General features: G+C 67.2%; 22 protein-coding genes and 2 tRNA genes. 17 read left to right on the forward strand and 7 right to left on the reverse strand.

What is annotated here, in order from left to right:
* The 7 genes from VI056_03560 to VI056_03590 form a co-directional block, all read left to right on the forward strand.
* Positions 1–284 (forward strand): hypothetical protein (locus VI056_03560; GenBank protein HEY6202098.1); only part of this gene is annotated, 284 nt, incomplete at its 5' end.
* Entirely contained in the window at positions 281–1,183 is a 903-nt protein-coding gene (locus tag VI056_03565; GenBank protein HEY6202099.1) for a PfkB family carbohydrate kinase, read from the forward strand. The genes VI056_03560 and VI056_03565, both read left to right, overlap by 4 nt.
* Positions 1,184–1,273: 90 nt before the next feature.
* Complete coding sequence (locus VI056_03570; GenBank protein HEY6202100.1) at positions 1,274–1,810, forward strand: sigma-70 family RNA polymerase sigma factor; 537 nt, start codon at positions 1,274–1,276, stop codon at positions 1,808–1,810.
* Positions 1,800–2,618, forward strand: coding sequence for a hypothetical protein (locus tag VI056_03575; protein ID HEY6202101.1), 819 nt, complete (start codon positions 1,800–1,802; stop codon positions 2,616–2,618). The genes VI056_03570 and VI056_03575 overlap by 11 nt, the downstream gene beginning before the upstream one ends.
* Before the next feature lie 172 nt (positions 2,619–2,790).
* Positions 2,791–3,969 carry a TRAP transporter substrate-binding protein gene (locus VI056_03580; protein ID HEY6202102.1) on the forward strand — a complete coding sequence of 393 codons (1,179 nt, stop codon included), beginning with the start codon at positions 2,791–2,793 and terminating at the stop codon, positions 3,967–3,969.
* Positions 3,970–4,056: 87 nt separating this feature from the next.
* Positions 4,057–4,665 (forward strand): TRAP transporter small permease subunit, encoded by a 609-nt coding sequence (locus VI056_03585; GenBank protein ID HEY6202103.1) that lies wholly within the window; start codon positions 4,057–4,059, stop codon positions 4,663–4,665.
* Positions 4,666–4,668: 3 nt separating this feature from the next.
* Positions 4,669–6,027 carry a TRAP transporter large permease subunit gene (locus VI056_03590; GenBank protein ID HEY6202104.1) on the forward strand — a complete coding sequence of 453 codons (1,359 nt, stop codon included), beginning with the start codon at positions 4,669–4,671 and terminating at the stop codon, positions 6,025–6,027.
* Here VI056_03590 and VI056_03595 read toward each other — a convergent pair.
* The 3 genes from VI056_03595 to VI056_03605 form a co-directional block, all read right to left on the reverse strand.
* On the reverse strand, positions 6,024–6,494 hold the full coding sequence (locus VI056_03595; GenBank protein ID HEY6202105.1) for a hypothetical protein: 471 nt from the start codon (positions 6,492–6,494) through the stop codon (positions 6,024–6,026). The two genes, VI056_03590 and VI056_03595, sit on opposite strands and share 4 nt — an antisense overlap.
* A gap of 31 nt (positions 6,495–6,525) precedes the next feature.
* Positions 6,526–6,599, reverse strand: a tRNA-Pro gene (locus tag VI056_03600).
* A gap of 33 nt (positions 6,600–6,632) precedes the next feature.
* Positions 6,633–7,091 carry a hypothetical protein gene (locus VI056_03605; GenBank protein HEY6202106.1) on the reverse strand — a complete coding sequence of 153 codons (459 nt, stop codon included), beginning with the start codon at positions 7,089–7,091 and terminating at the stop codon, positions 6,633–6,635.
* Between the two features lie 427 nt (positions 7,092–7,518).
* Here VI056_03605 and VI056_03610 point away from each other — a divergent pair.
* Positions 7,519–7,591 (forward strand) — tRNA-Arg (locus VI056_03610).
* Between the two features lie 9 nt (positions 7,592–7,600).
* Here the strand turns inward: VI056_03610 and VI056_03615 are convergent.
* Together VI056_03615 and VI056_03620 are read right to left on the reverse strand one after the other, a co-directional pair.
* Positions 7,601–8,023: a nitroreductase family deazaflavin-dependent oxidoreductase gene (locus tag VI056_03615; GenBank protein HEY6202107.1), complete on the reverse strand. Its 423-nt coding sequence runs from the start codon at positions 8,021–8,023 to the stop codon at positions 7,601–7,603.
* A gap of 39 nt (positions 8,024–8,062) precedes the next feature.
* Positions 8,063–9,028, reverse strand: coding sequence for a hypothetical protein (locus VI056_03620; protein HEY6202108.1), 966 nt, complete (start codon positions 9,026–9,028; stop codon positions 8,063–8,065).
* Positions 9,029–9,136: 108 nt separating this feature from the next.
* Between VI056_03620 and VI056_03625 the strand changes: the two genes are divergently transcribed.
* Genes VI056_03625 through VI056_03650 form a run of 6 tightly spaced genes read left to right on the forward strand, consistent with a single transcriptional unit; the run spans position 9,137 to position 15,809 of the window.
* A complete protein-coding gene (locus tag VI056_03625; protein ID HEY6202109.1) occupies positions 9,137–9,874 on the forward strand; it encodes a DUF881 domain-containing protein in 738 nt (245 codons plus the stop codon).
* Complete coding sequence (locus tag VI056_03630; protein ID HEY6202110.1) at positions 9,871–10,527, forward strand: DUF881 domain-containing protein; 657 nt, start codon at positions 9,871–9,873, stop codon at positions 10,525–10,527. Before VI056_03625 ends, VI056_03630 begins: the two co-directional genes overlap by 4 nt.
* A 23-nt stretch (positions 10,528–10,550) precedes the next feature.
* Complete coding sequence (locus VI056_03635) at positions 10,551–10,793, forward strand: DUF951 domain-containing protein (protein ID HEY6202111.1); 243 nt, start codon at positions 10,551–10,553, stop codon at positions 10,791–10,793.
* A gap of 9 nt (positions 10,794–10,802) precedes the next feature.
* Positions 10,803–12,107, forward strand: a complete 1,305-nt coding sequence (locus VI056_03640) for an MFS transporter (GenBank protein HEY6202112.1) — start codon at positions 10,803–10,805, stop codon at positions 12,105–12,107.
* On the forward strand, positions 12,104–13,942 hold the full coding sequence (locus VI056_03645) for an ABC transporter ATP-binding protein (protein HEY6202113.1): 1,839 nt from the start codon (positions 12,104–12,106) through the stop codon (positions 13,940–13,942). Before VI056_03640 ends, VI056_03645 begins: the two co-directional genes overlap by 4 nt.
* Position 13,943: 1 nt before the next feature.
* Complete coding sequence (locus tag VI056_03650; GenBank protein ID HEY6202114.1) at positions 13,944–15,809, forward strand: ABC transporter ATP-binding protein; 1,866 nt, start codon at positions 13,944–13,946, stop codon at positions 15,807–15,809.
* Between the two features lie 287 nt (positions 15,810–16,096).
* On the opposite strand, the gene VI056_03655 is transcribed toward VI056_03650, so the two are convergent.
* Together VI056_03655 and VI056_03660 are read right to left on the reverse strand one after the other, a co-directional pair.
* Complete coding sequence (locus VI056_03655) at positions 16,097–16,372, reverse strand: GlsB/YeaQ/YmgE family stress response membrane protein (protein HEY6202115.1); 276 nt, start codon at positions 16,370–16,372, stop codon at positions 16,097–16,099.
* Between the two features lie 77 nt (positions 16,373–16,449).
* Positions 16,450–17,082 (reverse strand): hypothetical protein, encoded by a 633-nt coding sequence (locus VI056_03660; protein HEY6202116.1) that lies wholly within the window; start codon positions 17,080–17,082, stop codon positions 16,450–16,452.
* A gap of 22 nt (positions 17,083–17,104) precedes the next feature.
* Between VI056_03660 and VI056_03665 the strand changes: the two genes are divergently transcribed.
* The 3 genes from VI056_03665 to VI056_03675 are packed head-to-tail and all read left to right on the forward strand — an operon-like array spanning position 17,105 to position 20,069.
* Positions 17,105–18,646 (forward strand): bifunctional UDP-sugar hydrolase/5'-nucleotidase, encoded by a 1,542-nt coding sequence (locus tag VI056_03665; GenBank protein HEY6202117.1) that lies wholly within the window; start codon positions 17,105–17,107, stop codon positions 18,644–18,646.
* The gene (locus VI056_03670; protein HEY6202118.1) at positions 18,646–19,272 is read left to right on the forward strand and encodes a LysE family translocator; all 627 of its coding nucleotides are present in this window, start codon (positions 18,646–18,648) and stop codon (positions 19,270–19,272) included. The genes VI056_03665 and VI056_03670 overlap by 1 nt, the downstream gene beginning before the upstream one ends.
* Positions 19,272–20,069, forward strand: a complete 798-nt coding sequence (locus VI056_03675) for an inositol monophosphatase family protein (GenBank protein ID HEY6202119.1) — start codon at positions 19,272–19,274, stop codon at positions 20,067–20,069. Before VI056_03670 ends, VI056_03675 begins: the two co-directional genes overlap by 1 nt.
* Positions 20,070–20,155 lie beyond the last annotated feature (86 nt).

Genomic DNA, 20,155 nt, shown 5'->3' on the forward strand with positions numbered 1-20,155 from the left:
ACGGCGTCGACGCGCTGACGGCCGCGATCGGCACCGGGATATGGTGGCTCACGTTCACGCATTACTCGACGGACCCGATGTTCGTCGCACTGGACGCGATCGAGCTCGCGGCCGGCACCGCGCTCATCCTCTACGGACAGCACGCGCTCAACGGATACTGGCGCTCGCGCCCGGGTCCCGCGGTGGAGGAGAGGATGACCGAGCTCGACTGGCTCGCGCTGGGTGTCGCCGTGAGCTACGCGCTGCTCACGTTCCTCGGCGTGCTCATGGCGCCGGCGCAGTGACGAACATCCTCGTCGTCGGCTCTCTTGCGTACGACGACGTCCAAACGCCCGCGGAGCGTCGCACCAACGTGCTTGGCGGGGCGGCGTCCTACTTCGCGATCGCTGCGGGGCTGTACGCGCCGGTGCGCCTGGTCGGCGTCATAGGTGACGACTTCCGCGAGGCGGACGTTCAGCGCCTGCGCGGACGCGGCATCGACCTCGCCGGCCTCGAGCGTCGGCCGGGCGGATCGTTCCGCTGGCTCGGTCGGTACGACTACGCGATGAATACGGCCGAGACGATCAACACCGACCTCGGCGTCTTCGCCGGCTGGCAGCCGAAGGTGCCCGAAGCTTTCGCGGACAGTGAGTTCGTGTTCCTCGCGAACATCGACCCCGAGATCCAGCTCGCGACGCTGCGCAGCGTCCGCGCGCCAAAGGCAATCGCGCTCGACACGATGAACTACTGGATCGACCACAAGCGCGAGGCGCTGCTCGAGGTCATCTCGCACGTCGACATCGTGAGCGTCAACGAATCCGAAGCCCGGCAGCTCTGCGATACCGTCAGTGTCCCGAAGGCCGCGCGCGAGATCCTCGCCCTCGGGCCGCGCGCGGTCGTGGTGAAGCGCGGCGAGTACGGCTCGGTGCTGTTCACGCGTGCGTTCTCGTTCTGGTCGCCGGCGTTCCCGTTCGACGAGGTCATCGATCCGACCGGGGCGGGAGACAGCTTCGCCGGCGGCTTCCTGGGTCATCTCGCGGAGTCCGGGTCGATCGACGACCGTGCCCTGCGCCGCGCGACGCTCCACGGCACCGTGTGCGCCTCGTTCGCGGTCGAAAGCTTCAGCGTCGACGGTATCGAGGCGGCCACCCCGGCGGACGTGTCCGCGCGCTACCGGGTGCTGCAGGACCTCGTCAGGGTCTAGGTCCAGGTTAGGGAACCGGGCGCCGTGGGCGGTGTAAAGAGGTCAAGAACCGACTCCGTGGAGGGCCGGCCGACGGAGGATGCCGTACTGGTGGAACGCTCGAGGAACGGCGATCACGACGCCTACGGCGAGCTCGTGACCCGCTACCAGGCTATTGCGGCGCGCACCGCCTACGTCATCACCGGAACGGCGGCCGATGCCGAGGACGTCGCGCAGGACGCCTTCGTGAAGGCCTACTACGCGCTCGACCGCTTTCGGTCTGGCGCGCCATTCCGCCCCTGGCTGCTTCGGATCGTCGCGAACGAGGCCATCAACCGCCGCAAGGCGGCCGGCCGCCGACCGACGGTCGGACTCAGCGTCGTCGAGGACCGCGCCTCGGGCGACACGGCCCTGTCACCCGAGGCGTCGGCCCTCGCTCGCGAGCGACGTGAGGTCGTGCTCGACGCGCTGCGGAAGATGCGCGAGGAGGACCGGCTCGTGATCGCGTACCGCTACTTCTTCGACCTCTCCGAGGTCGAGATGGCCGAAGCGCTCGGCGTGGCGCGCGGTACCGTGAAGTCGCGCCTCTCGCGTGCGATCGCGCGGCTGCGCGCCGCGATGGAAGGAGACCAGCTGCATGACGCGTGAGCGGATGTCCGAGCAGGAGCTCGACGCGACGCTTGCCGAGCTCGGCGAGCGCCTCGCATATCCGCGTCCGACGCGGCTGGCCGATGGTGTCCGCGCACGTCTGCGCGAGCCGCGTACCGGGCGGCCCTGGTGGGACGCACTTCGCTCGCCGCGCTACGCATTCGCTCCGGTCCTTGCGACTCTCGCGGTGTTCGCGCTGGTCATCGCTCTCGCCGTCCCCGGCGCACGGGCCGCGGCGAGCGACTTCCTGCACGCGTGGGGGATCGAAATCTTCCGCGTGCCAGCGGTCGCCACACCCGCTGTGATTCCGCCACCGCGCTCCGGCCTCGGTGCGCTCACGACGCTCGCAGACGCTCGCGCTCGCGCGGGCTTCCCGGTAGGGGTGCCGAGCGATCCGCGCCTGGGTGCCCCTGACGAGGTCTATCGCGACGGCACAGACGCGTCGGGCGCGCGCCAACGGATCTCGCTCGTCTACGGGCAGCGCGCCGGCATCCCGACCTCGCACGAGCCCGGCGTCAGCGTGCTTGTCGTGGAGTTCCGCGGCACGTTCGATGAGAACCTCATCGGCGGAAAGGGCGTGGGCCCGGACACGAAGATCGAAAGCCTCAGCGTCAACGGCGGCCGCGGCCTGTGGCTCGAAGGCGCGCCGCACCTGTTCTTCTATCGAGACGCGTCGGGCAACATCTCGACCGAGACTCTTCGCCTCGCCGGCAACACGCTCATCTGGGAGCAGGACGGCGTGACGTTCCGTCTCGAGGCCCAGGTCTCGCGTGAGGACGCGCTCAAGGTCGCGGCGTCCTTCCGCTAGAAAGCCGCCCCACCCGCCTCCAAGCGACCTGTGAGCCCCTTCGCTCTCGCTGACGTATAGGTGGTGAGCGGCCGCTGATTCGCGCCTGACGAAACCCGTCACTTGACAGGTGGAATCGACGAGAATCGAATGTGCCCGCCGGAGGGGCAATGGCTAGGAGGTGGACAACGCTGTGAGTCTTCTTTCGAAGTTCTCGCGCCGCGGGTTCCTCAAGTACGGATCGCTCTCGGGTCTTGCGGCTTTTGTGACGTCGTGCCTATCACAGAACGCACCGACCACGACGACCGCCGCGCCGACCGCTTCGAGCGCGGCCACGGAGGTCGTGTCCCGCGCCGAAACGATCACGTGGAAGATCCAGTCCGGCTGGGCCGGCAACGACATCTTCCAGACGATGTTCCTCAACTGGAAGGCCAGCGTGGAGGAGATGTCTGGCGGCCGGATCAAGATCGACGCGCTGCCGGTCAACACGCTCACCAACACGGCCGGCGCGATCGACGCCGTGCACGCGGGCACGCTCGATGGCGCGCACCACGTGCCGGCCTACTACTACGGCAAAGACCACGCGGTGAGCCTCATGGGCACCGGACCGATGATGGGCATGAGCGGGCAGATGTGGCTCTCCTGGTATTACTACGGCGGCGGCCAGGCCCTGTACGAGCAGCTTGTCCAGGGCAAGCTCAAGCTCAACGTGAAGTCCTTCTTCCACATGCCGATGCAGAACCAGCCGCTGGGTTGGTTCAAGGACGAGATCAAGGGCCCCGATGACTTCAAGGGAATGAAGTTCCGCACCGTCGGTCTCGCGACCGGCATCTACCAGTTCGCCGGTGCGAGCGTCATCTCGGTCGCGGGCGCGGAGGTCGCGTCGTCGCTCGACCGCGGTGTGATCGATGCCGCCGAGTTCAACAACACGACGTCGGACACGGCATACGGCCTGCCCGACGTCCGCAAGATCCTCATGACGCAGTCGTACCACCAGCCGAGCGAGATCCTCGAGCTCACACTGAACAAGACGAAGTACGAGTCGATGCCGAAAGACCTGCAATCGATCATGCGGTGGTCGACGGTCGCCGCCTCCGCGGACGGCGAGTGGCTGCAGTTGTTCAAGAACTCCGACGACTACGCGAAGCTGCTCGCGCGTGGGATCAAGTTCATCGTGGCGCCGCAGTCGGTGCGCGACAACCAGCTCAAGGCCTGGGAATCGGTGGTCGCCGCCGAGTCGAAGGACAACCCGGAATTCGTCGCGATCCTCAAGTCGCAGCGGGCGTGGGCGGAGCGTATCTTCCCGTGGGCCGACACGATCAACATCCGCACGCCCGACCCGGTGTCGTACGCCGCACGACCAAAGGTGTAGCGATAGCTCGAGCCATCGCAACGATCCCCACGGGGTCCTGGGGAAACCCAGGGCCCCGTGGCATGTAAGACGAACTTAGGAGTGGGGATGCAGACCTGGCTGTTCCGGATCGACCGCTTTAGTCAATGGAGCGGAAAGACGATCTCGTGGCTGGTGCTCCTGAGCACCATCCTCATCAGCTACGACGTCCTCATGCGGTATCTCTCGAAGCCGCTCGCGACGGGGCCGTTCGGTGAGTTCATCCGCTCGATCTGGTTCACCTACAACTACTCGTACGACATGTCCTATTACCTCTACGCGACGTTGTTCATGATCGGCGGCGCCTACGCGCTCTCGCGCGCGCAACACGTGCGCGGCGACATCTTCTATCGGAAGTGGTCGGTGAAGACGCAGGCGAAGGTGGACCTCTTCCTGTACATCTTCGCGTTCTTCCCGGGGATCCTCGCGATGGTGTCCGTCGGCGCGCAGTGGGCCGCATATTCGTGGTCGATCCACGAGCGCGCCTTCACGTCCGCCGCCGCGCCGCCGCTGTACCCACTGAAGACCGTCATCCCGATCGCCGCGCTGCTCATGGCGATCCAGGGCGTCGCGGAGACCATCCGCGCGTTCATCGCGCTGCGGACCGGCGTGTGGCCGCCGCGCCTCGCCGATGTCGAAGAGACCGAGACGATCCTGGCTCAGCAGAGCGAGGTCTAGACGATGAGTCCAGAACAGCTCGGCCTGGCCATGATCGCGCTGATGGTCCTGGCGATCATGATCGGTTTCCCAACGGCGTTCACGCTCATGGCCCTGGGCATCACGTTCGGTTTCCTCGGTCTGGGGTTCCTCGTCTTCGATCTCGCGGTCCAGCGCGTGTTCTTCGTGATGCAGAACGACGTGCTCGTCGCGATCCCGCTCTTCCTGTTCATGGGCTACATCATCGAAAGAGCCGGGATCCTCGACGAGCTGTTCCATGCGGTCAATGTCATGTTCGGCTGGCTCCCCGGATCGCTCGCGGTCGCCACGCTCGCGACCGGCACGATCTTCGCGACGGCGACAGGGATCGTCGGCGCGGCGGTGACGCTGCTCGGGCTCCTCGCCTTCCCCGCGATGCTCAAGGCTGGATACAACAAGCAATTCGCGGCCGGCGCCGTCACGGCGTCGGGCACGCTCGGGATCCTCATTCCGCCGAGCGTGCTGCTGATCCTCTATGGGTTCGTCGCGGGTGTATCGGTGCCGCGCCTCTACGCGGGCGCGTTCCTGCCCGGCTTCATGCTGTCCGCTCTGTACCTCGGGTACATCGTGGTTCGCTCCAAGCTCCGTCCGCAGGACGCGCCGATGCTCACCAAAGAGCAGCGCGAGCAGCTGACTGGTCAGGACAAGATCCGACTGGTCCTTCGCGGGTTCGTGCCGATCGTGTCGCTGATCCTCTTCGTGCTCGGCGCGATCTTCTTCGGACTGGCAACGCCGTCGGAGGGCGCGGCCCTCGGCGCACTCGGCGGGATCATCCTCGCTGCGGCGCACCGCCGCCTCAGCTTCTCGATGATCCGCGAGTCGGTCTTCCTCACCGTGCGGACCGCGTCGATGGTCGGCTGGCTCCTCGTCGGGTCGAGCATCTTCGCGGCAGTCTTCGCCCGCCTCGGTGGAGCGGCGATCATCGGCGATTTCATCTACGGCCTGAAGCTGTCGCCCGAGGTCTTCTTCTGGACCGTTCAGATCATCATCTTCGTCCTCGGCTGGCCGCTCGAGTGGACCGAGATCACGATCATCTTCATGCCGCTCTTCCTGCCGCTGCTCGCGACGTACCACCAGCAATACCCGGACAACATCTCCACCGACGCATTCTTCTTCGGCATCATGGCGGCGCTCAACCAGCAGACATCGTTCCTCTCACCGCCGGTCGCGATGTCCGCGTACTACCTCCGGGGCGTCGCGTCCAAGATGATCACGCTGAACGAGATCTTCACCGGCATGTACCCGTTCCTGGTCATCCAGGTCGCGTCGATGGGCGTGCTGTGGCTGGTGCCGTGGCTCGCGTACGGGCCGGCGACAGCGATCTTTGGAGCGAGCTTCCGCTAGAGCCGCGGCACCTCGCTGAATGTCTGCTCGAGGAATCGCTCAAGGTCCGCGCGCTGACGGCCCGCGCCCGCCCGGAAGATCGCAGCCAGCAGGACCGCGCCGCCGATCGCGATCGCGAGCTCCTCGACGCTGACACCCGCTGCGGGGGGCTGCGTCGCGATCCCCACCGCGACGAGCGCGTAGAGCACGAAGAAGACGCCGATCACGATCTTCCTGATCCGCGGCAGCACGAGCCGCACTTCCACCCGCGAGCCGCCACGGCGACCGCGGATCGTTCCGACGCCGTGTATCGCACGGCCCTGCCGCTCCCAGATCTCGAACGTGTCGTCGCGTATGAAGCCGACGAATTCGCTCTCGGTCTTCAGCACGCCGAAGGCTCGCTTTTTGGGGCGATTGATCGCGGCTGCGATCTTCGCCGTCGCGCCCGCCGGCGCGATCGCGACGTCGAGAGACCAGTCGAAACTCACGGCCCGCAGATTAGCGGGCGGAACGCCGCGGTCGGGGTGCCGGGACTCGAACCCGGGACCTCAGCGTCCCGAACGCTGCGCGCTACCAAGCTGCGCTACACCCCGCTGGGATGGGCCGATTGTATTGGAAGACGCGCCCTAGGCGAGCGGATCGTCCTTCGTGTCGGGTGGCTCGATCTTCGGCTCGGGTGGGTCAGCCTTCGTGTCGTGATACTCCATGATCTGCGCGCGCACGCTCTCGCGCAGTTCCGCCCACCACTCGGTAGCGGCAGCCGGCGGCCATGCGTATCGCTGATCGGGCCGCGCGACGACGGAAACGACGACGCTCCAGTCATTCGAGTCACTGAGCTCGAGACGCAGTCGTGCGAGCTGCTTGGTCCGATCGGTCGGCTTCAGCCATTTCGGTGAGGTCATGACGACCGTGGATGCGGTGCCACGTCCTCCGCGCGAATCGCCCCAGCCATCCACGGATGCCTCGGGATAAAGGCCACGGTGCCGCAGCGTCGGGAGCAGCTGCTCGAGCATCGCGCGCGCATCGCGCTGGAACCCATTGAGGACACGGGTCGCCTCTTCGTCGGCCAGCTGCGTCACGGCCACAACGGCGGCTTTCGTTCGCGTTCCGCGCGCGCCGGCGCTTCGGTCTCACCGAGAGCTGCCGCGACGAGCTCGCCGCATGCGGGGCAAGCGCCGGCGGGAGCGAGCCCGACCGCGGCTTGGATCCGGATACGAAGATCGCGCCGGTCGTAGGAGTGCCCGCAAAGCATCACCTGTCCATCGGCGATGATCGGCGGGCGCGTCGCGTGGATGCTTCCATCTCGGGCGGTGATCCAGACGAAGGTCGGATTGATGGCGTACCTCGCTTCAGCTTGGGCAGCACCCTTGCTCCCGCGCGTTTGCGAACACGCCGTAAGGGTCGACCTCAGTGTGTCATGGAAGCATCCGCGACTCGTTACGATTTGGTCATCCGTTGCGCGGATGTGCCGCTTGGGGCTGTGTCTGCCCCGACTGCGGCGCAGCCGCATTCGGGGCTGTAGCTCAGTGGACAGAGCGCCGCCGTCCTAAGGCGGGCGTCGCCGGTTCGATTCCGGCCAGCCCCTCAGTCCGCGCTAGAGCTGCTGTAGCACGACGACAGGGATCTTCCGCGTCGTCTTCTTCTCGTAGTCGGCGAATGCCGGCATCTTCGCGGCATGCTGGTCGTAAAGCCGTCGACGCTCGGGTTCACCCGCCACCAAGGCTCGGGCGCGGAACTTCTCGGGGCCGATCTCGACGGTCACATCCGGATGCGTGCGCAGGTTGTGATACCAGGCGGGGTGCGCCGGAGCACCGCCCTTCGACGCGATGATCACCAAGCGGTCGCCGTCGCGCGAGTAGGCGAGCGGACTGGTGCGGTCGTCGCCGGTCTTCGCGCCCTTCGTCGTGAGGAGCAGAAGCGAGCGGCCGGCGAACGGCCCGCTCGTGATCTGACCCTGATGCGCGCGGAAGTCATCGATCACCCGCTCGTTGAAGCTCTTCGGGCGCGCGTCTGCCATCGCTGGCACAACGCGCTTGGGAGGGGGTGGAATTCCCGGTCAGTTGAGGTTCGCGCGGGGCGGCCGAGAGGCGAAGACCTGGGCCGCGTCGGCGGCGTCGGCCACCCGATAGAAACGACCCTGGTTGTCGGCGACGATCCGCGTACGGCGACCGGAGTCCTCGAGCCGCGTCGGCTTCCATTCGTACTGCACGAGCGCCTCGATGAGGTAGTTCGGCTCACGGCGCGCGTCGAGGTCGGTCAGGAGATCGATCGGCGGCTCCTCCACGGTGAAGCCATAGCCGCCGTCCGCGAGGAGAACGGGCACGCCGCTCACGCCGGTGACCTGACCGTCGCGGTCGACGATGCGCACGCGTGACGGTCGATGCAGCGTGACGCCGGTCTCAAGCTCGAGAGTCGCCTTGGTCCCATCCGTGTGCAGTGCCCAGCGGAACGGGACGTGACTGGGGTCCGGTCCGTCGAACAGAGCGTCCGGCGACGACGGCGTCACCGGCTGCGGGGAGTGCGCGACCTGCTCGCGTAGCTCGAAGACCTGTCGTTCCAGCTTCTTGACGTACCGCTCCCGCTCCCGCGAACGCTCCATGAGGGCGTCGGCCGCGCCTTGCGCGCGCTCGGCGTCGCGCCTCAGCTTCACGACGTCGCTGACGGCCCATTCGAACTGTTTGATCACGCTTTGGACGCGCGAGTCGGCGTCCTCCGCCAGCGAGGTCAGCTCCCGGACGTGGGCTGCGCCGCGGTTGCGGCGAGCGGCCTGGAAGCTGACCCACGCGCACGCGATACCGGCGAGGAGTCCGCTCACCGCGCCGATACCGAACCAGCGCTCGGCACCTGCGCCCATCGCGGTGATGACCACCGCGGCGGTCGCGACGACCGCCCAGGGAAGCAGATCGGTGCGCTGCTTGGCAGGGCTCGCGGGCCCTTCGCTCTTGGGGTGCGGCGCGTTGCACATGGAGCATTCGTCCGAACCAGCGGACGGACGCTCGGTGCGCAACGCGATCAAGTTCATCCCAACACCCCGTGATGAATCTGGCGGCAGGGCACGCTGGGGGCATCACCCCCGTGGGGGACCGGCGGTTCGGCCGGAACCCGCTGATAGGTGTGTGACACTTTTCACGTGACGACACCGCCCGCCGCCGATCGCACCCGCCTCGCGCACTCGCTTGTGCTCCTCCTTCCAGCGGTGCTCTTTGGCCTGCTCGTCAGCGTGCAGTGGCGCACGCAGTCGGAGCGGAACGAGCTGACGGTCCGCTACAACACGCCGCTGCTCGACGCCGCGAAGACGCTGCAGAACGAGCAGAACGCCCTGAAGCTCCAGCTCGCCGACCTACGCGCCGAGCTCGACCAGATCCAGACGAGCGCATCGACGCAGAGCGGCGCCGCGAAGGACATACAGGCGCGAATCGACGATCTGAAGACGGTCGCTGGAATGAACGAGCGCCTCGGAGATGGCGTCGAGATCATCCTGGATGACGCGCGCGGCGCGGCAGCGGCCAAGGATGTAGAGAAGTCGATCTGTCACAACACCGATCTCACGGACATCGTCAATCAGGCGTGGCGCGGCGGCGCCGAGGCGATCGCCATCAACGACGAACGGATCGTGGGTTCGTCGAGCATCTACTGCGTCGGGTCCACGATCATGGTGAATGGCACGCTGATGTCGCCGCCGTTCAAGGTGCTTGTCATCGGACCGCAGAACGAGCTGCTCGCAACGTACGACGACCCAACGCAGCTCCGGGACATCAAGCAGCGGCGCGACATCTACGGGCTCGGCTTCCGCGTAAGCCGCGCGACCGGGCTGCACATCCCGCCGTACCGCGGCGCGCTCAACGTGCGGTTTGCGACGCCGCGATGAGGTCGAACGCCGGCGTCATCTCCGTCACCGTCGTTGCCCTGTTCCTCGGCGTGCTCGCGGTCACGCAGATCGCCGCGCAGGATGTGTACTCGCGCAGCCTGCAACTCGAGACGCCCTCATCACTCACGACGCTCATCGCGAACCTCTCCGAGCGCAACAACGCGATCAAGGACGAGATCCTCGATCTGCGCCATCGCACGGATACGGCGCGCGAAGCGATCGCGAGCGGAAAGGGATCGCTCACGGAGGCCGAGCGCCAGCTCAGCCAGCTCCGCGTGTTCGCGGGGATGAGCGCCGCGAGCGGGGCCGGGATCACGGTCCGTGTCGAAGGCACGTTCGACGAGCGGGCGCTGTCGGATCTCGTGAACGAGCTGCGGAACGCGGGCGCCGAAGCGATCGCCGTCAACACCGTTCGGGTCGGACCGCGAAGCTGGTTCGGCGCGACAGCGGATCGGGCGCTCACCGTCGACTCTGTCGCGATCCGCGGTCCGTGGCGGGTGCGCGCGATCGGGTCGCCTGAGGTGATGTACGTCGCGATGACGCGGACCGGCGGCATCATCGGCCAGTTCGAGCTCATCTACAAGGGAACGCGGTTCGACGTCAGCAAGGAGTCGGCGCTCGACCTGCCGGCGCTTGCGACACCGCATCGATAACTTCCGCGGCTAGACTCGCGCGAATGACCGAGATGCGCGTCGTGCCCGCGAGGTCAAAGGGACCGCTTCCGTTGTATCTCGACGACGTCGTCACCCTGCGCAAGCCGCATCCCTGTGGCGGCGACACCTGGCGCATCGTCCGCCTCGGTGCCGACATCGGCCTGCGCTGCACGACCTGCGAGCACCGCGTGCTCGTGCCCCGCTCGTCGGTGGAGCGCGACATCAAGCGGTTCGTTTCGCGCGGGCCACTGGCCCCGACGGACTAAGCCCGACCATTGGCCGAGGTCCAGGAGGCCGTTCATGTCGGCCTCCTCCGCAATCGCGCATTCCTCGCCGTCTGGGCGGCGCAGATCCTGTCGCAGACGGCCGCGAACGCGGTCACCTCCGCGCTGATCATCCTCGTCGCGGAGCTCACGCATTCGAATAGCTCATCGTCGTTCCTGATCCTTCTCGCGATCATTCCCGCGGTGCTGTTCGGGATCGGTGCGGGCGTGCTCGTGGACCGCACCGACCGGAGGTTCGTCCTGGTCTTGACGAACGCGCTTCGCGGGGTCGCGGTGCTGCCGCTGCTCTTTGCCGGGACCAGCTTGACCACCGCGTACATCGTGAACTTCCTCGTTGCGGCGGTGACGATCTTCTTCGTGCCCGCCGAGTCGGCGACGATACCCGGGATCGTGCGCAGGCGCGATCTCCTGGTCGCGAACTCGCTCTTCACGTTCACGTTCAACGGCTCGTTCCTGCTCGGGTTCGTCATCCTCGCGCCGATCGCGGTGAGCCTCTATGGATTCGACTTCCTGTGGAGCGTGATCGCGGCGATGTTCGGCATCTCATCGCTCCTGTGCGCGATGCTGCCGCCGTCACCGCCGCCGCAAAAGGCCGCGCACCTCATCAGCGCGGAATTGGCCGAGCGCGCTTTCACCGAGACGCGCCAGGGGATCTCGGAGGCGTTCCATTACCTGCGCGCGACGCCCCTCGTCACGTGGGCCATGGTCTACATCGCGCTCACGTACACGCTGATCGCGGTGGCTGGCGCGCTCGGGCCGGGCTTCGTGCGCGAGGTACTGAAGCTCGGCGAGCGGAACGTGGTGGTGCTCGTGGCGCCGGCCGGGATCGGGGTGGTCCTTGGACTTGGTCTGCTGAACATCGTCGGTAGCCGCATCAGCCGTGCGAACGCCATCGGCACCGGCCTGCTGGTCGTCGGCCTGGCCCTTCTCGCCCTCGCCGCGGCGCGACCGTTCGCCGACGTGTTCACCTCACGTCTGGGCGGCGTGCTCGGTGAGGCGCTACCGCTGTTCATCGGCATGATCAGCGTGACCGCACTCTTCTTCGGCCTGGCGTACGCGTTCATCACCGTGCCGGCGATGACCTTGCTCCAGGAACAGCTCCGCGACGACATCCGCGGCCGCGTCTTCGGCGTGCTCAACGTCCTCGTCTCGATCTTCAGTCTCTTGCCGCTCATCTTCGTCGGCCCGATCGCCGACGTGTGGGGCGTCGCTCCGGTCTTCGTACTCGCTGCGGTCATCGTGTTCGGTGTGTGGCTTGGAGGTCGTACGGTCCGGCTAAAATCAAGTCTCAAGTGACGTCCCCGCGCGCCACCTTCCTGCACTACCTCGGACAACACAAGCTCCGTATCGCCATAGGCGTCGCGATCGTCGGTGTCGCCTCGTTCGTCGCGGTGCTCGCGCCGCTGCTCATCGGCCGGATCGTTGACGCCCTCACGCAGGGAGACGACCTGGAGCTCGTGGTGCGTCTCGCCGCGCTCATGGTCGTCCTGTCGGCGATCGAGAGCACGCTCCGAGGCTTTGGACGCTGGCGGATCCTCGATGCCTCGCGGCGCATCGAGTACCGGATGCGCAACGACCTGCTCGCGCACCTCCAGACCATGCATCTCGCGTACTTCCAGCACCAACGGATCGGCGACCTCATGGCGCGCCTTACGAACGACCTTCAGGCCGTCCGCCAGATGGTGGGCTTCGGGATCCTGATGCTCACCAACACGCTGCTCACGCTGGTGTTCACGTTCGTCTCGATGTTCGGCGTCGACACGAAGCTCGCGCTCGTCGCGCTCGTCCTGACTCCGTTCTCCTCGTACACGTTCTGGACGGTGGGGCGCCGCGTGAACAAGCGCTTCGAGCAGCTGCAGGCCCAGTTCGGGGATCTCTCGGCGAAGGCGCAGGAGAACTTCTCCGGCATCCGCGTGGTGAAGGCGTTCTCGCAGGAGGAGCCGGAGATCCGCTCGTTCGCGGTCGTGAACCGGGATTACCTCGACAAGGCCGTGGCGCTCGCAAAGGTGAACGGCCTGCTCTGGCCGATGATGAACTTCATCCTGGGCGGCGCGGTCCTGGCGATCCTGTACATCGGCGGCCAGGACGCGATCGAGCACCGCCTCACGATCGGTCAGCTCGTGCAGTTCCTCGCGTACCTACAGCTCATCTCCTGGCCGATGATCGCCTTGGGCGAGGTCGTCAACCTGATCCAGCAGGGCTGGGCATCGCTGCGGCGACTGCAAGCCGTCTACGACGCGCGCGCGTCGGTGACGGACCCCGTCGATCCGGTCGACATCCCGATCAAGGGCGCGGTCGAGATGCGTGGCATCTCGTTCGCCTACGGGCAGACGATCGTGCTGCGCGACATCTCCTTCTCGGTACCGGCCGGCGGTTCGCTCGCCATCGTGGGCCCGACCGGATCCGGAAAGAGCACGCTCGTGAACCTCTTGCCCCGCCTCTTCGACGCGCAGCAGGGCGAGATCCTCATCGACGGCATCGACGTGAAGCGTTATCCGCTCGCCGCGCTGCGGCGCGCCGTCGGCTATGTCCCGCAGGAGACGTTCCTCTTCTCCGTCCCGCTCCGCGAGAACGTCGGCTTCGGGACGGACCGTCCGCTCACACCAGCCGAGCTCGAGTGGGCCGGCGAGATCTCGCAGCTCGGGAAGGACGTGGCGGACTTCCCGGCCCAGTACGACACGATGATCGGCGAGCGCGGGGTGACGCTGTCCGGCGGTCAGAAGCAGCGCACCGCGATCGCGCGCGCCGTCGCGAAGGACCCGCGCATCCTCATCCTGGACGACGCCCTCTCCGCCGTGGACACCTACACCGAGGCGGAGATCCTCAAGCGGCTGCGCGGCGTCATGCGCGAGCGCACCAGCATCGTCGTCGCGCACCGCATCTCGACGGTGAAGGATGCCGACGAGATCCTCGTGCTGGACGAGGGCCGCATCGCCGAGCGCGGCACGCACCACAAGCTGCTCGAGCTCGGTCGGCTGTACGCGAGCATGTATCGCCGCCAGCTGCTCGAGGAAGAGCTGGAGGTCGATGAGGAGCAGCAGGAGCACGAGAAGCGGGTCCGCGCGTCCGCCGACGACGGCAGCCGTTTCCAGCGACCGCGCGCACCGATAGACGAGCTGGGGCAGGACTGAGATGGCGGCACACGGCGGCGGCGGCGGCGGGCACGGCGGCGGCGGATTCGTCCATGAGGACGAGATCCTCGGGAAGGCGTACGACGCGCGCCTGACGCAGCGTCTGGTCGGCTATCTCGCCCCGTACAAGATCTGGGTGATCGTCTCGCTGGTCCTGCTCCTCGCGATGTCGCTGGCGCAGATCGCGCCGCCGATCATCGCCAAGTTCATCGTCGACCAGGCCATCATCCCCGCCGTGAGCGGCGAGCTCGGCCGCGACGAGGCCTTCGGACGGCTCGCGCTCCTCGGTGTCCTCTACCTACTCGTGCTCGCGGCTGGGGCCGCGCTGCGCTTCGGTCAGACGCTGCTGACGACGTGGGTCGGGCAGCGCGCGATGTACGACCTTCGCCTCGAGCTGTTCCGCCACCTGCAGTTCCTGTCTCTGGGCTTCTTCGACCGCAACCCCGTGGGCCGCCTGATGACGCGCATCACGAACGACATCGACGCGCTCACCGACATGGTCACCCGCGGCGTGGTCTCGATCTTCGGCGATGTCGCCATGCTCGTGCTCATCTCGATCGCGATGCTGTTGCTCGACTGGCGACTCGCCCTCATCACGTTCGTGTCGCTGCCGATCCTCACCGCCATCACGGCGTACTTCCGCGGCATGATGCGCGAGTCGTTCCGCTCGATCCGTATCCGTCTCGCCCGCGTCAACGTCTATCTCAACGAGACGCTCTCGGGGATGGCGATCGTTCAGCTCTTCACGAGAGAGAAGCAGACGTTCGATCAGTTCGACGTCCTGAACCGGGACCTGCTGACTGCGAACCAGGGGCAGGTCCGCGCCATGAGCGTCTTCCAGCCGACGGTGAACTTCACGCGCGCGGCGACGACCGCGGCGCTCTTCGTCGTCGGCGCGTACTGGATCGGGCGGAGCGAGCTCAGCCTCGGGACGTTGGTGGCGTTCTGGCAGCTGCTCAACCAGTTCTTCCAGCCGATCCTCGATCTGTCGGAGAAGTACAACATCATGCAGGCGGCGATGGCCTCGTCGGAGCGCGTGTTCAGCATGCTGGACACGAAGCCGACGATCGTCGATCCAGCGAGCCCGGTCGAGCTACCACACGTGCGCGGCGAGATCCGCTTCGACAACGTTTCCTTCGCCTACAACGAGGGCGAGTGGGTGCTGCGAGAAGTGGACCTGACCATCAGCGCGGGTGAGAGCGTCGCGATCGTCGGCGCGACGGGGGCGGGGAAGACCTCGATCATCAGCCTGATCTCGCGCTTCTACGACGTGCAGAAGGGTCGCATCCTGCTGGACGGCGTCGACCTGCGCGACATGCGCCAGGCCGATGTCCGGCGGCACGTCGGCGTCGTCCTCCAGGACCCGTTCATCTTCGCCGGCACGATCGCGTCCAACATCCGCCTGAACGAGTCGTCGATCGGCGACGAGCAGGTGCGCGCCGCCGCGCGGTTCGTGAACGCCGACAAGTTCATCGACCGTCTTCCCGACGGTTATGCGACGGTCGTGACCGAGCGTGGCTCGACGCTCTCCGTCGGCCAGAAGCAGCTTCTTGCGTTCGCGCGTGCCATCGCATTCAACCCGGAGATCATGCTCGTGCTCGACGAGGCGACGTCGTCGGTGGACACCGAGACCGAGCACCTCATCCAGGACGCCCTGAAGAAGCTGATGCAGGGCCGGACCTCGATCATCATCGCCCACCGTCTCTCGACCATCCAGAACGTCGACCGCATCATCGTGCTGCACAAGGGACGCGTGGTGGAGATGGGCACGCACCGCGATCTCCTCGCGCAGCGTGGCGTCTACCACCGGCTGTACGAGCTTCAATACCGCGCGCACGAGACAGACTCGTCGGTGAGGACGGCCTAGTTCTGCGGGCCTGGCTGGAACCCGAGCCGGCGATCCGTCTCGACGGGTCCACCTGCGAGATCTCCGCTGCCTTTGAAGGCGGCGCCGAGATCACAGTCGTCAAGCTTTCGGGACACGCTGAGCGGGCGAACATTCAAGGGCTGCTGACTGAGTTGCAGGGTCTCGCGCAGCAGCGCGGGCTGATGCCGTCACCTGGCTTGTGAGAGCCCCAGCCGCTCTGTAGCAGGCCGCGGCCGTTCGAAAGACGGCTTGGGCGGGGACCCGAAGGCCCCCGCCGAGCCGGACACTCAGACGGTGACGCGTCGTCCTTGCGTGTAGCGGTAGATCGCGAGAACGATGAGTGCGCCGATGATCGAGCCGATCCAGCCGGCCGACGGCGGAGGAAGTGCCGCGCTGCCTTGGAAGAGGAGCTGCGCCAGCCAACCGCCGACGAATGAGCCGACGATGCCGAGAACGATCGTCGGGATCCAGCCCATCGAGTCGCGTCCCGGCATCAGGAACCGCGCGATGACGCCGACGATCGCGCCGAAGATGATCCAGGTGACGATGGCAGTGAGGTCCATGGAGTTGTCCTCCTTTCCACGTGCTGCTCCCTGCCCTGCGCAGGCAGCGTGCCAGGCGCCCGAAAAGGCGCCCGCGCCTAGTGCACGGGCTCCTGGAACGGGTACACGGTGAACGTGGACGGCCCCGACGCGTCATCGCACCGCGCCACCCCGAGGGTCGAGACCGCCTTCCCCGCGACGTCGACGAACGTGCCCGCGATGACGCCTCCGGCATCGGGGAGCGTCACGCGGAAGCTCATCGGTAGCGCGTCGTCGCAATAGTTCTCCCAGCGCAGGGGCGCGCTGGCGCCGATACCCAGGAGTCCGGCGGGATCCGGCCGGAATTCGCTGACCGGGACGACCACGAGCTTCGGGGTGCCGGCGGCGACGCTGGCGCTTCTCACGTCGAGCGGCGCTCCGCCGGTGGTGAGGAGCACGACATCGGGGTTCCCGCGTAGCGAGCAGGCCGCGGTACCGCGGTTCGCGACGAAGACCGCGCCGGCGAAGAAGTCCGTGGTCTGGACACCGGCGGCGACCGCCTGCAGCTGCGACGCGATGCACTTCGGAACGTTGGTCGGCTCAGCGGTCGGCGACGACCTCAGCGTCGCGGTCGGTGCAGTGCTCACGAGCGCAGCGGTGCGCGAGGCGCTCGGAGCGGGCGAAGGCGTCACGACCACGCTCGTAGGTGCGCTGCACGAGACGAGCGTCACCGCCAGCAGCAGACGAAACATCGTTGGACGTTAGCATCGCGCTGTGCTCCGCTTCATTCCTGCGCTGGCGCTTGCGATCGCGTGCGCGTGCTCGTCCGCAGTCACGCCAACGCCGACGTCGTCGGCGATCGCCGACGACCGCATCCAGCTCCTGCATACCGACGATATCCACGGACACCTGGATGCGGACATCGTGCAGAGCGCGAGCGCAAGCTCCGCGTTCCGTGCCGGCGGGATGGCGCAGCTCGCGGGGCAGGTCGCCGCGTTCCGCGCGCGTGCTCCCCAGCGGACGCTGCTCATCGACGCGGGCGACGCCTGGCAGGGCACGTTCATCTCGAACGCGAACAAGGGCGAAGCGGTCACGAAGGCGATGAACCTCATGCACTACGACGCGCTGGCCGTCGGGAACCACGACTTCGATTGGGGACAGGACGTGCTCGCCCAGCGCGCGAAGGAAGCGACCTTCCCGTTCCTGGCGGCGAACGTCGTCGAGAGCAAGACGGGACGAGCGCCGCCGTACCTGAAGCCGTTCGAGGTGCGCGACCTCGGCATCGCGCGCGTTGGGATCATCGGAGTCACCAATCCCGGCTCGGCGACGATCGTGAAGGCGACGAGCGTCGCCGGGCTGCAGTTCCAACCAGCGGCCGACTCCATCAGACCGCTGATCGCCGAGGTGCAGAAGCAGGCCGACATCGTCGTCGTCGCGGCGCACATCGGAATGACCGAAGCGGTGCAGCTCGCGCGCGACGTGCCGGGGATCGACGTGATCGTCGCGGCCCATGACCACCTGCCGATCCAGACCGCGCGACTTGAGGGCCGGACGACGATCGTCGACGCGGGCGCCTACACGCAGTACGTCGGTCGGCTGGAGATCATCGTCGACCGAGCGACGCACAAGATGACCGATGCGGTGCGCGGCAGTGCCCTCATGCCGGTCGCGGCCAATCCGAACGTCAAGCCGGATCCGGAGATCGCGAAGCTCGTCGACGATCGCCGCGCCGAGGGCGAGAAATACACCTCGCGCGTGGTCGGCCGGACGACGGAGCCCCTCATCAATACCCGCGAGGAGACCGGCTTCGGGAACCTCATCACGGACGCGTTCGTCGAGTACGGCCGCCAGCAGGGATGGAAGACCGACGTGGCGTTCTACAACATGGCCGGGGTCCGCGCCTCGTTCCCCGCGGGACAGCTGACGTACGGCCAGCTCTACGAGGCGCTGCCGTTCTCGAACACCGTGGTGAACGTCGATCTCACCGGCGCCGACCTCGCCGCGATCATCGACCGCGCCGCGTGCGTGAACGGGCGGCTCCACATGGCCGGCGTCGTCGTGTCGTTCCGCTTCGACAACGGCCTGCCGAACTGCGTGAAGAGCATCACCGTCGCCGGAGCGCCACTCGCATCGACTCGGACGTATCACGTCGCGACGATCGACTATCTGCTGCTGGGCGGCGACGGGCACACCGGTTTCGCGAAAGGCACGAACGTCATCTATGGCGACGTCGAAGTCGACGTCGTCGCCGCGTACATCACGGCGCACTCGCCGGTGAGTCCGAAGGTCGAAGGCCGGCTCGCGCCGTCGTCGTAGTGGACACAGCAGCGGCGTTCCTCGGGATCTCGGCGCTCGTCATCGTGACGCCGGGCCAGGACACCGTCCTCACGATCCGCAACACGCTGCTCGGCGGCCGCGTCGGCGGGGCGTTCACCGCGGCCGGCGTCGCGTTCGGTCAGGCGATCTGGACGCTCGCCGCGAGCGCAGGCGTCACTGCGCTGCTGCTCGCCTCGGAGCCGGCGTTCGCCGCCGTCCGCCTCGCCGGCGCCGCGTTCCTCGTGTACGTCGGTGCGCAGGCTCTCGTCGCGGCCGCCAGAGGCGGCGTTGCGCGTGCGGTCGTGGCCGGGCGCGCGCAGGGACCCAGTCCACGTGCCGCGCTCCGGCAGGGTCTGGTCAGCAATCTGGGGAACCCGAAGATGGCGGTCTTCTTCACCAGCCTGCTGCCACAGTTCGTACCCGCGGGACCAACGGCCTTCCTCAGCATGCTCGGTCTCGGTCTGGTGTTCTGCTGCATGACGCTCGCCTGGCTTTCGGTGTACGCGCTCGTGGTCGGTCGCGCGGGCCACGTGCTCGAGCGCCCGGTGATCCGCCGCGTGCTCGACGGCGTCGTCGGCGCGGTGCTCGTGATGTTCGGCATTCGTCTCGCGTCCCAGCAGCGCTGATGCCGGAGCCGATGACGGTGGCGATCGATGCCGCGCGGGCCGCAGGCCGACAGCTCATGGAGAGCTTCGAGGGCAAAGCCACGGGCGTCGACGCGAAGTCGAGCCACACCGATCTCGTATCCGACGCGGATCGCGCGTCGGAGACGGTGATCGTCTCGGCGATCCGCTGGGCGTTCCCGGAAGACGCGATCGTCGCGGAGGAGGGCTCGCTCGAGCGCGGCGGCTCGGGCCGCATCTGGTACGTCGACCCGCTGGACGGCACGATCAACTACCTGTACGGGGTGCCGCACTGGTCCGTCGTGCTCTGCGTCGCCGATGCCAGCGGCGCGCTCGCCGGCGTCGTGTACGACCCCGTTCGTGATGAGCTCTTCAGCGCGGAGCGGGGAAATGGGGCGCACGTCTCGCGCGACGGAGGAGCGCCGCGCCAGCTAGGCACGACCGCCGTCACGGATCTCGCCAGCTCTCTCGTCGCGACCGGCTTCGCCTATGTAAAGGATGACCGGCTGGAGCAGGCACGCATCCTCACGCGCGTGCTCGGTGAGGTCCGCGATCTGCGACGCTTCGGCTCGGCCGCCCTCGATCTCTCGTGGGTGGGCGCCGGGCGCTGGGACGCGTATTTCGAGTCCGTCGACAAGCCGTGGGACTGGATGGCGGGCGCGCTCATCGTTCGCGAGGCGGGCGGGCGCGTCACCGAGCTGCGGCAGGCTCGGTCGGGCCATCCGCACATCGTCGCGAGCGCGCCGGGCGTGCACGATGCGCTCATAACGCTGCTCAAACGGGCCGTGCAGGCGGCGTAGAACTCTCTAGACTTGACCTCGATGCCCGTGCAGGAAGAACGTCCCGCCGAGCGGGCGGGAGTACCGATCGACTTCGAAGAGGACGT

Source organism: Candidatus Limnocylindria bacterium (assembly GCA_036523395.1).
GTDB lineage: Bacteria > Chloroflexota > Limnocylindria > P2-11E > P2-11E > CF-39.

Excerpts from the sequence above, each read along its gene's own strand:
- VI056_03585 (HEY6202103.1), top strand. The coding sequence starts at position 4,057 with ATGCAGACCTGGCTGTTCCGGATCGACCGCTTTAGTCAATGGAGCGGA.
- VI056_03575 (HEY6202101.1), top strand. The coding sequence starts at position 1,800 with ATGACGCGTGAGCGGATGTCCGAGCAGGAGCTCGACGCGACGCTTGCC.
- VI056_03675 (HEY6202119.1), top strand. The coding sequence starts at position 19,272 with ATGCCGGAGCCGATGACGGTGGCGATCGATGCCGCGCGGGCCGCAGGC.
- VI056_03650 (HEY6202114.1), top strand. The coding sequence starts at position 13,944 with ATGGCGGCACACGGCGGCGGCGGCGGCGGGCACGGCGGCGGCGGATTC.
- VI056_03630 (HEY6202110.1), top strand. The coding sequence starts at position 9,871 with ATGAGGTCGAACGCCGGCGTCATCTCCGTCACCGTCGTTGCCCTGTTC.
- VI056_03590 (HEY6202104.1), top strand. The coding sequence starts at position 4,669 with ATGAGTCCAGAACAGCTCGGCCTGGCCATGATCGCGCTGATGGTCCTG.
- VI056_03620 (HEY6202108.1), bottom strand. The coding sequence starts at position 9,028 with ATGAACTTGATCGCGTTGCGCACCGAGCGTCCGTCCGCTGGTTCGGAC.
- VI056_03635 (HEY6202111.1), top strand. The coding sequence starts at position 10,551 with ATGACCGAGATGCGCGTCGTGCCCGCGAGGTCAAAGGGACCGCTTCCG.
- VI056_03655 (HEY6202115.1), bottom strand. The coding sequence starts at position 16,372 with ATGGACCTCACTGCCATCGTCACCTGGATCATCTTCGGCGCGATCGTC.
- VI056_03615 (HEY6202107.1), bottom strand. The coding sequence starts at position 8,023 with ATGGCAGACGCGCGCCCGAAGAGCTTCAACGAGCGGGTGATCGATGAC.
- VI056_03660 (HEY6202116.1), bottom strand. The coding sequence starts at position 17,082 with ATGTTTCGTCTGCTGCTGGCGGTGACGCTCGTCTCGTGCAGCGCACCT.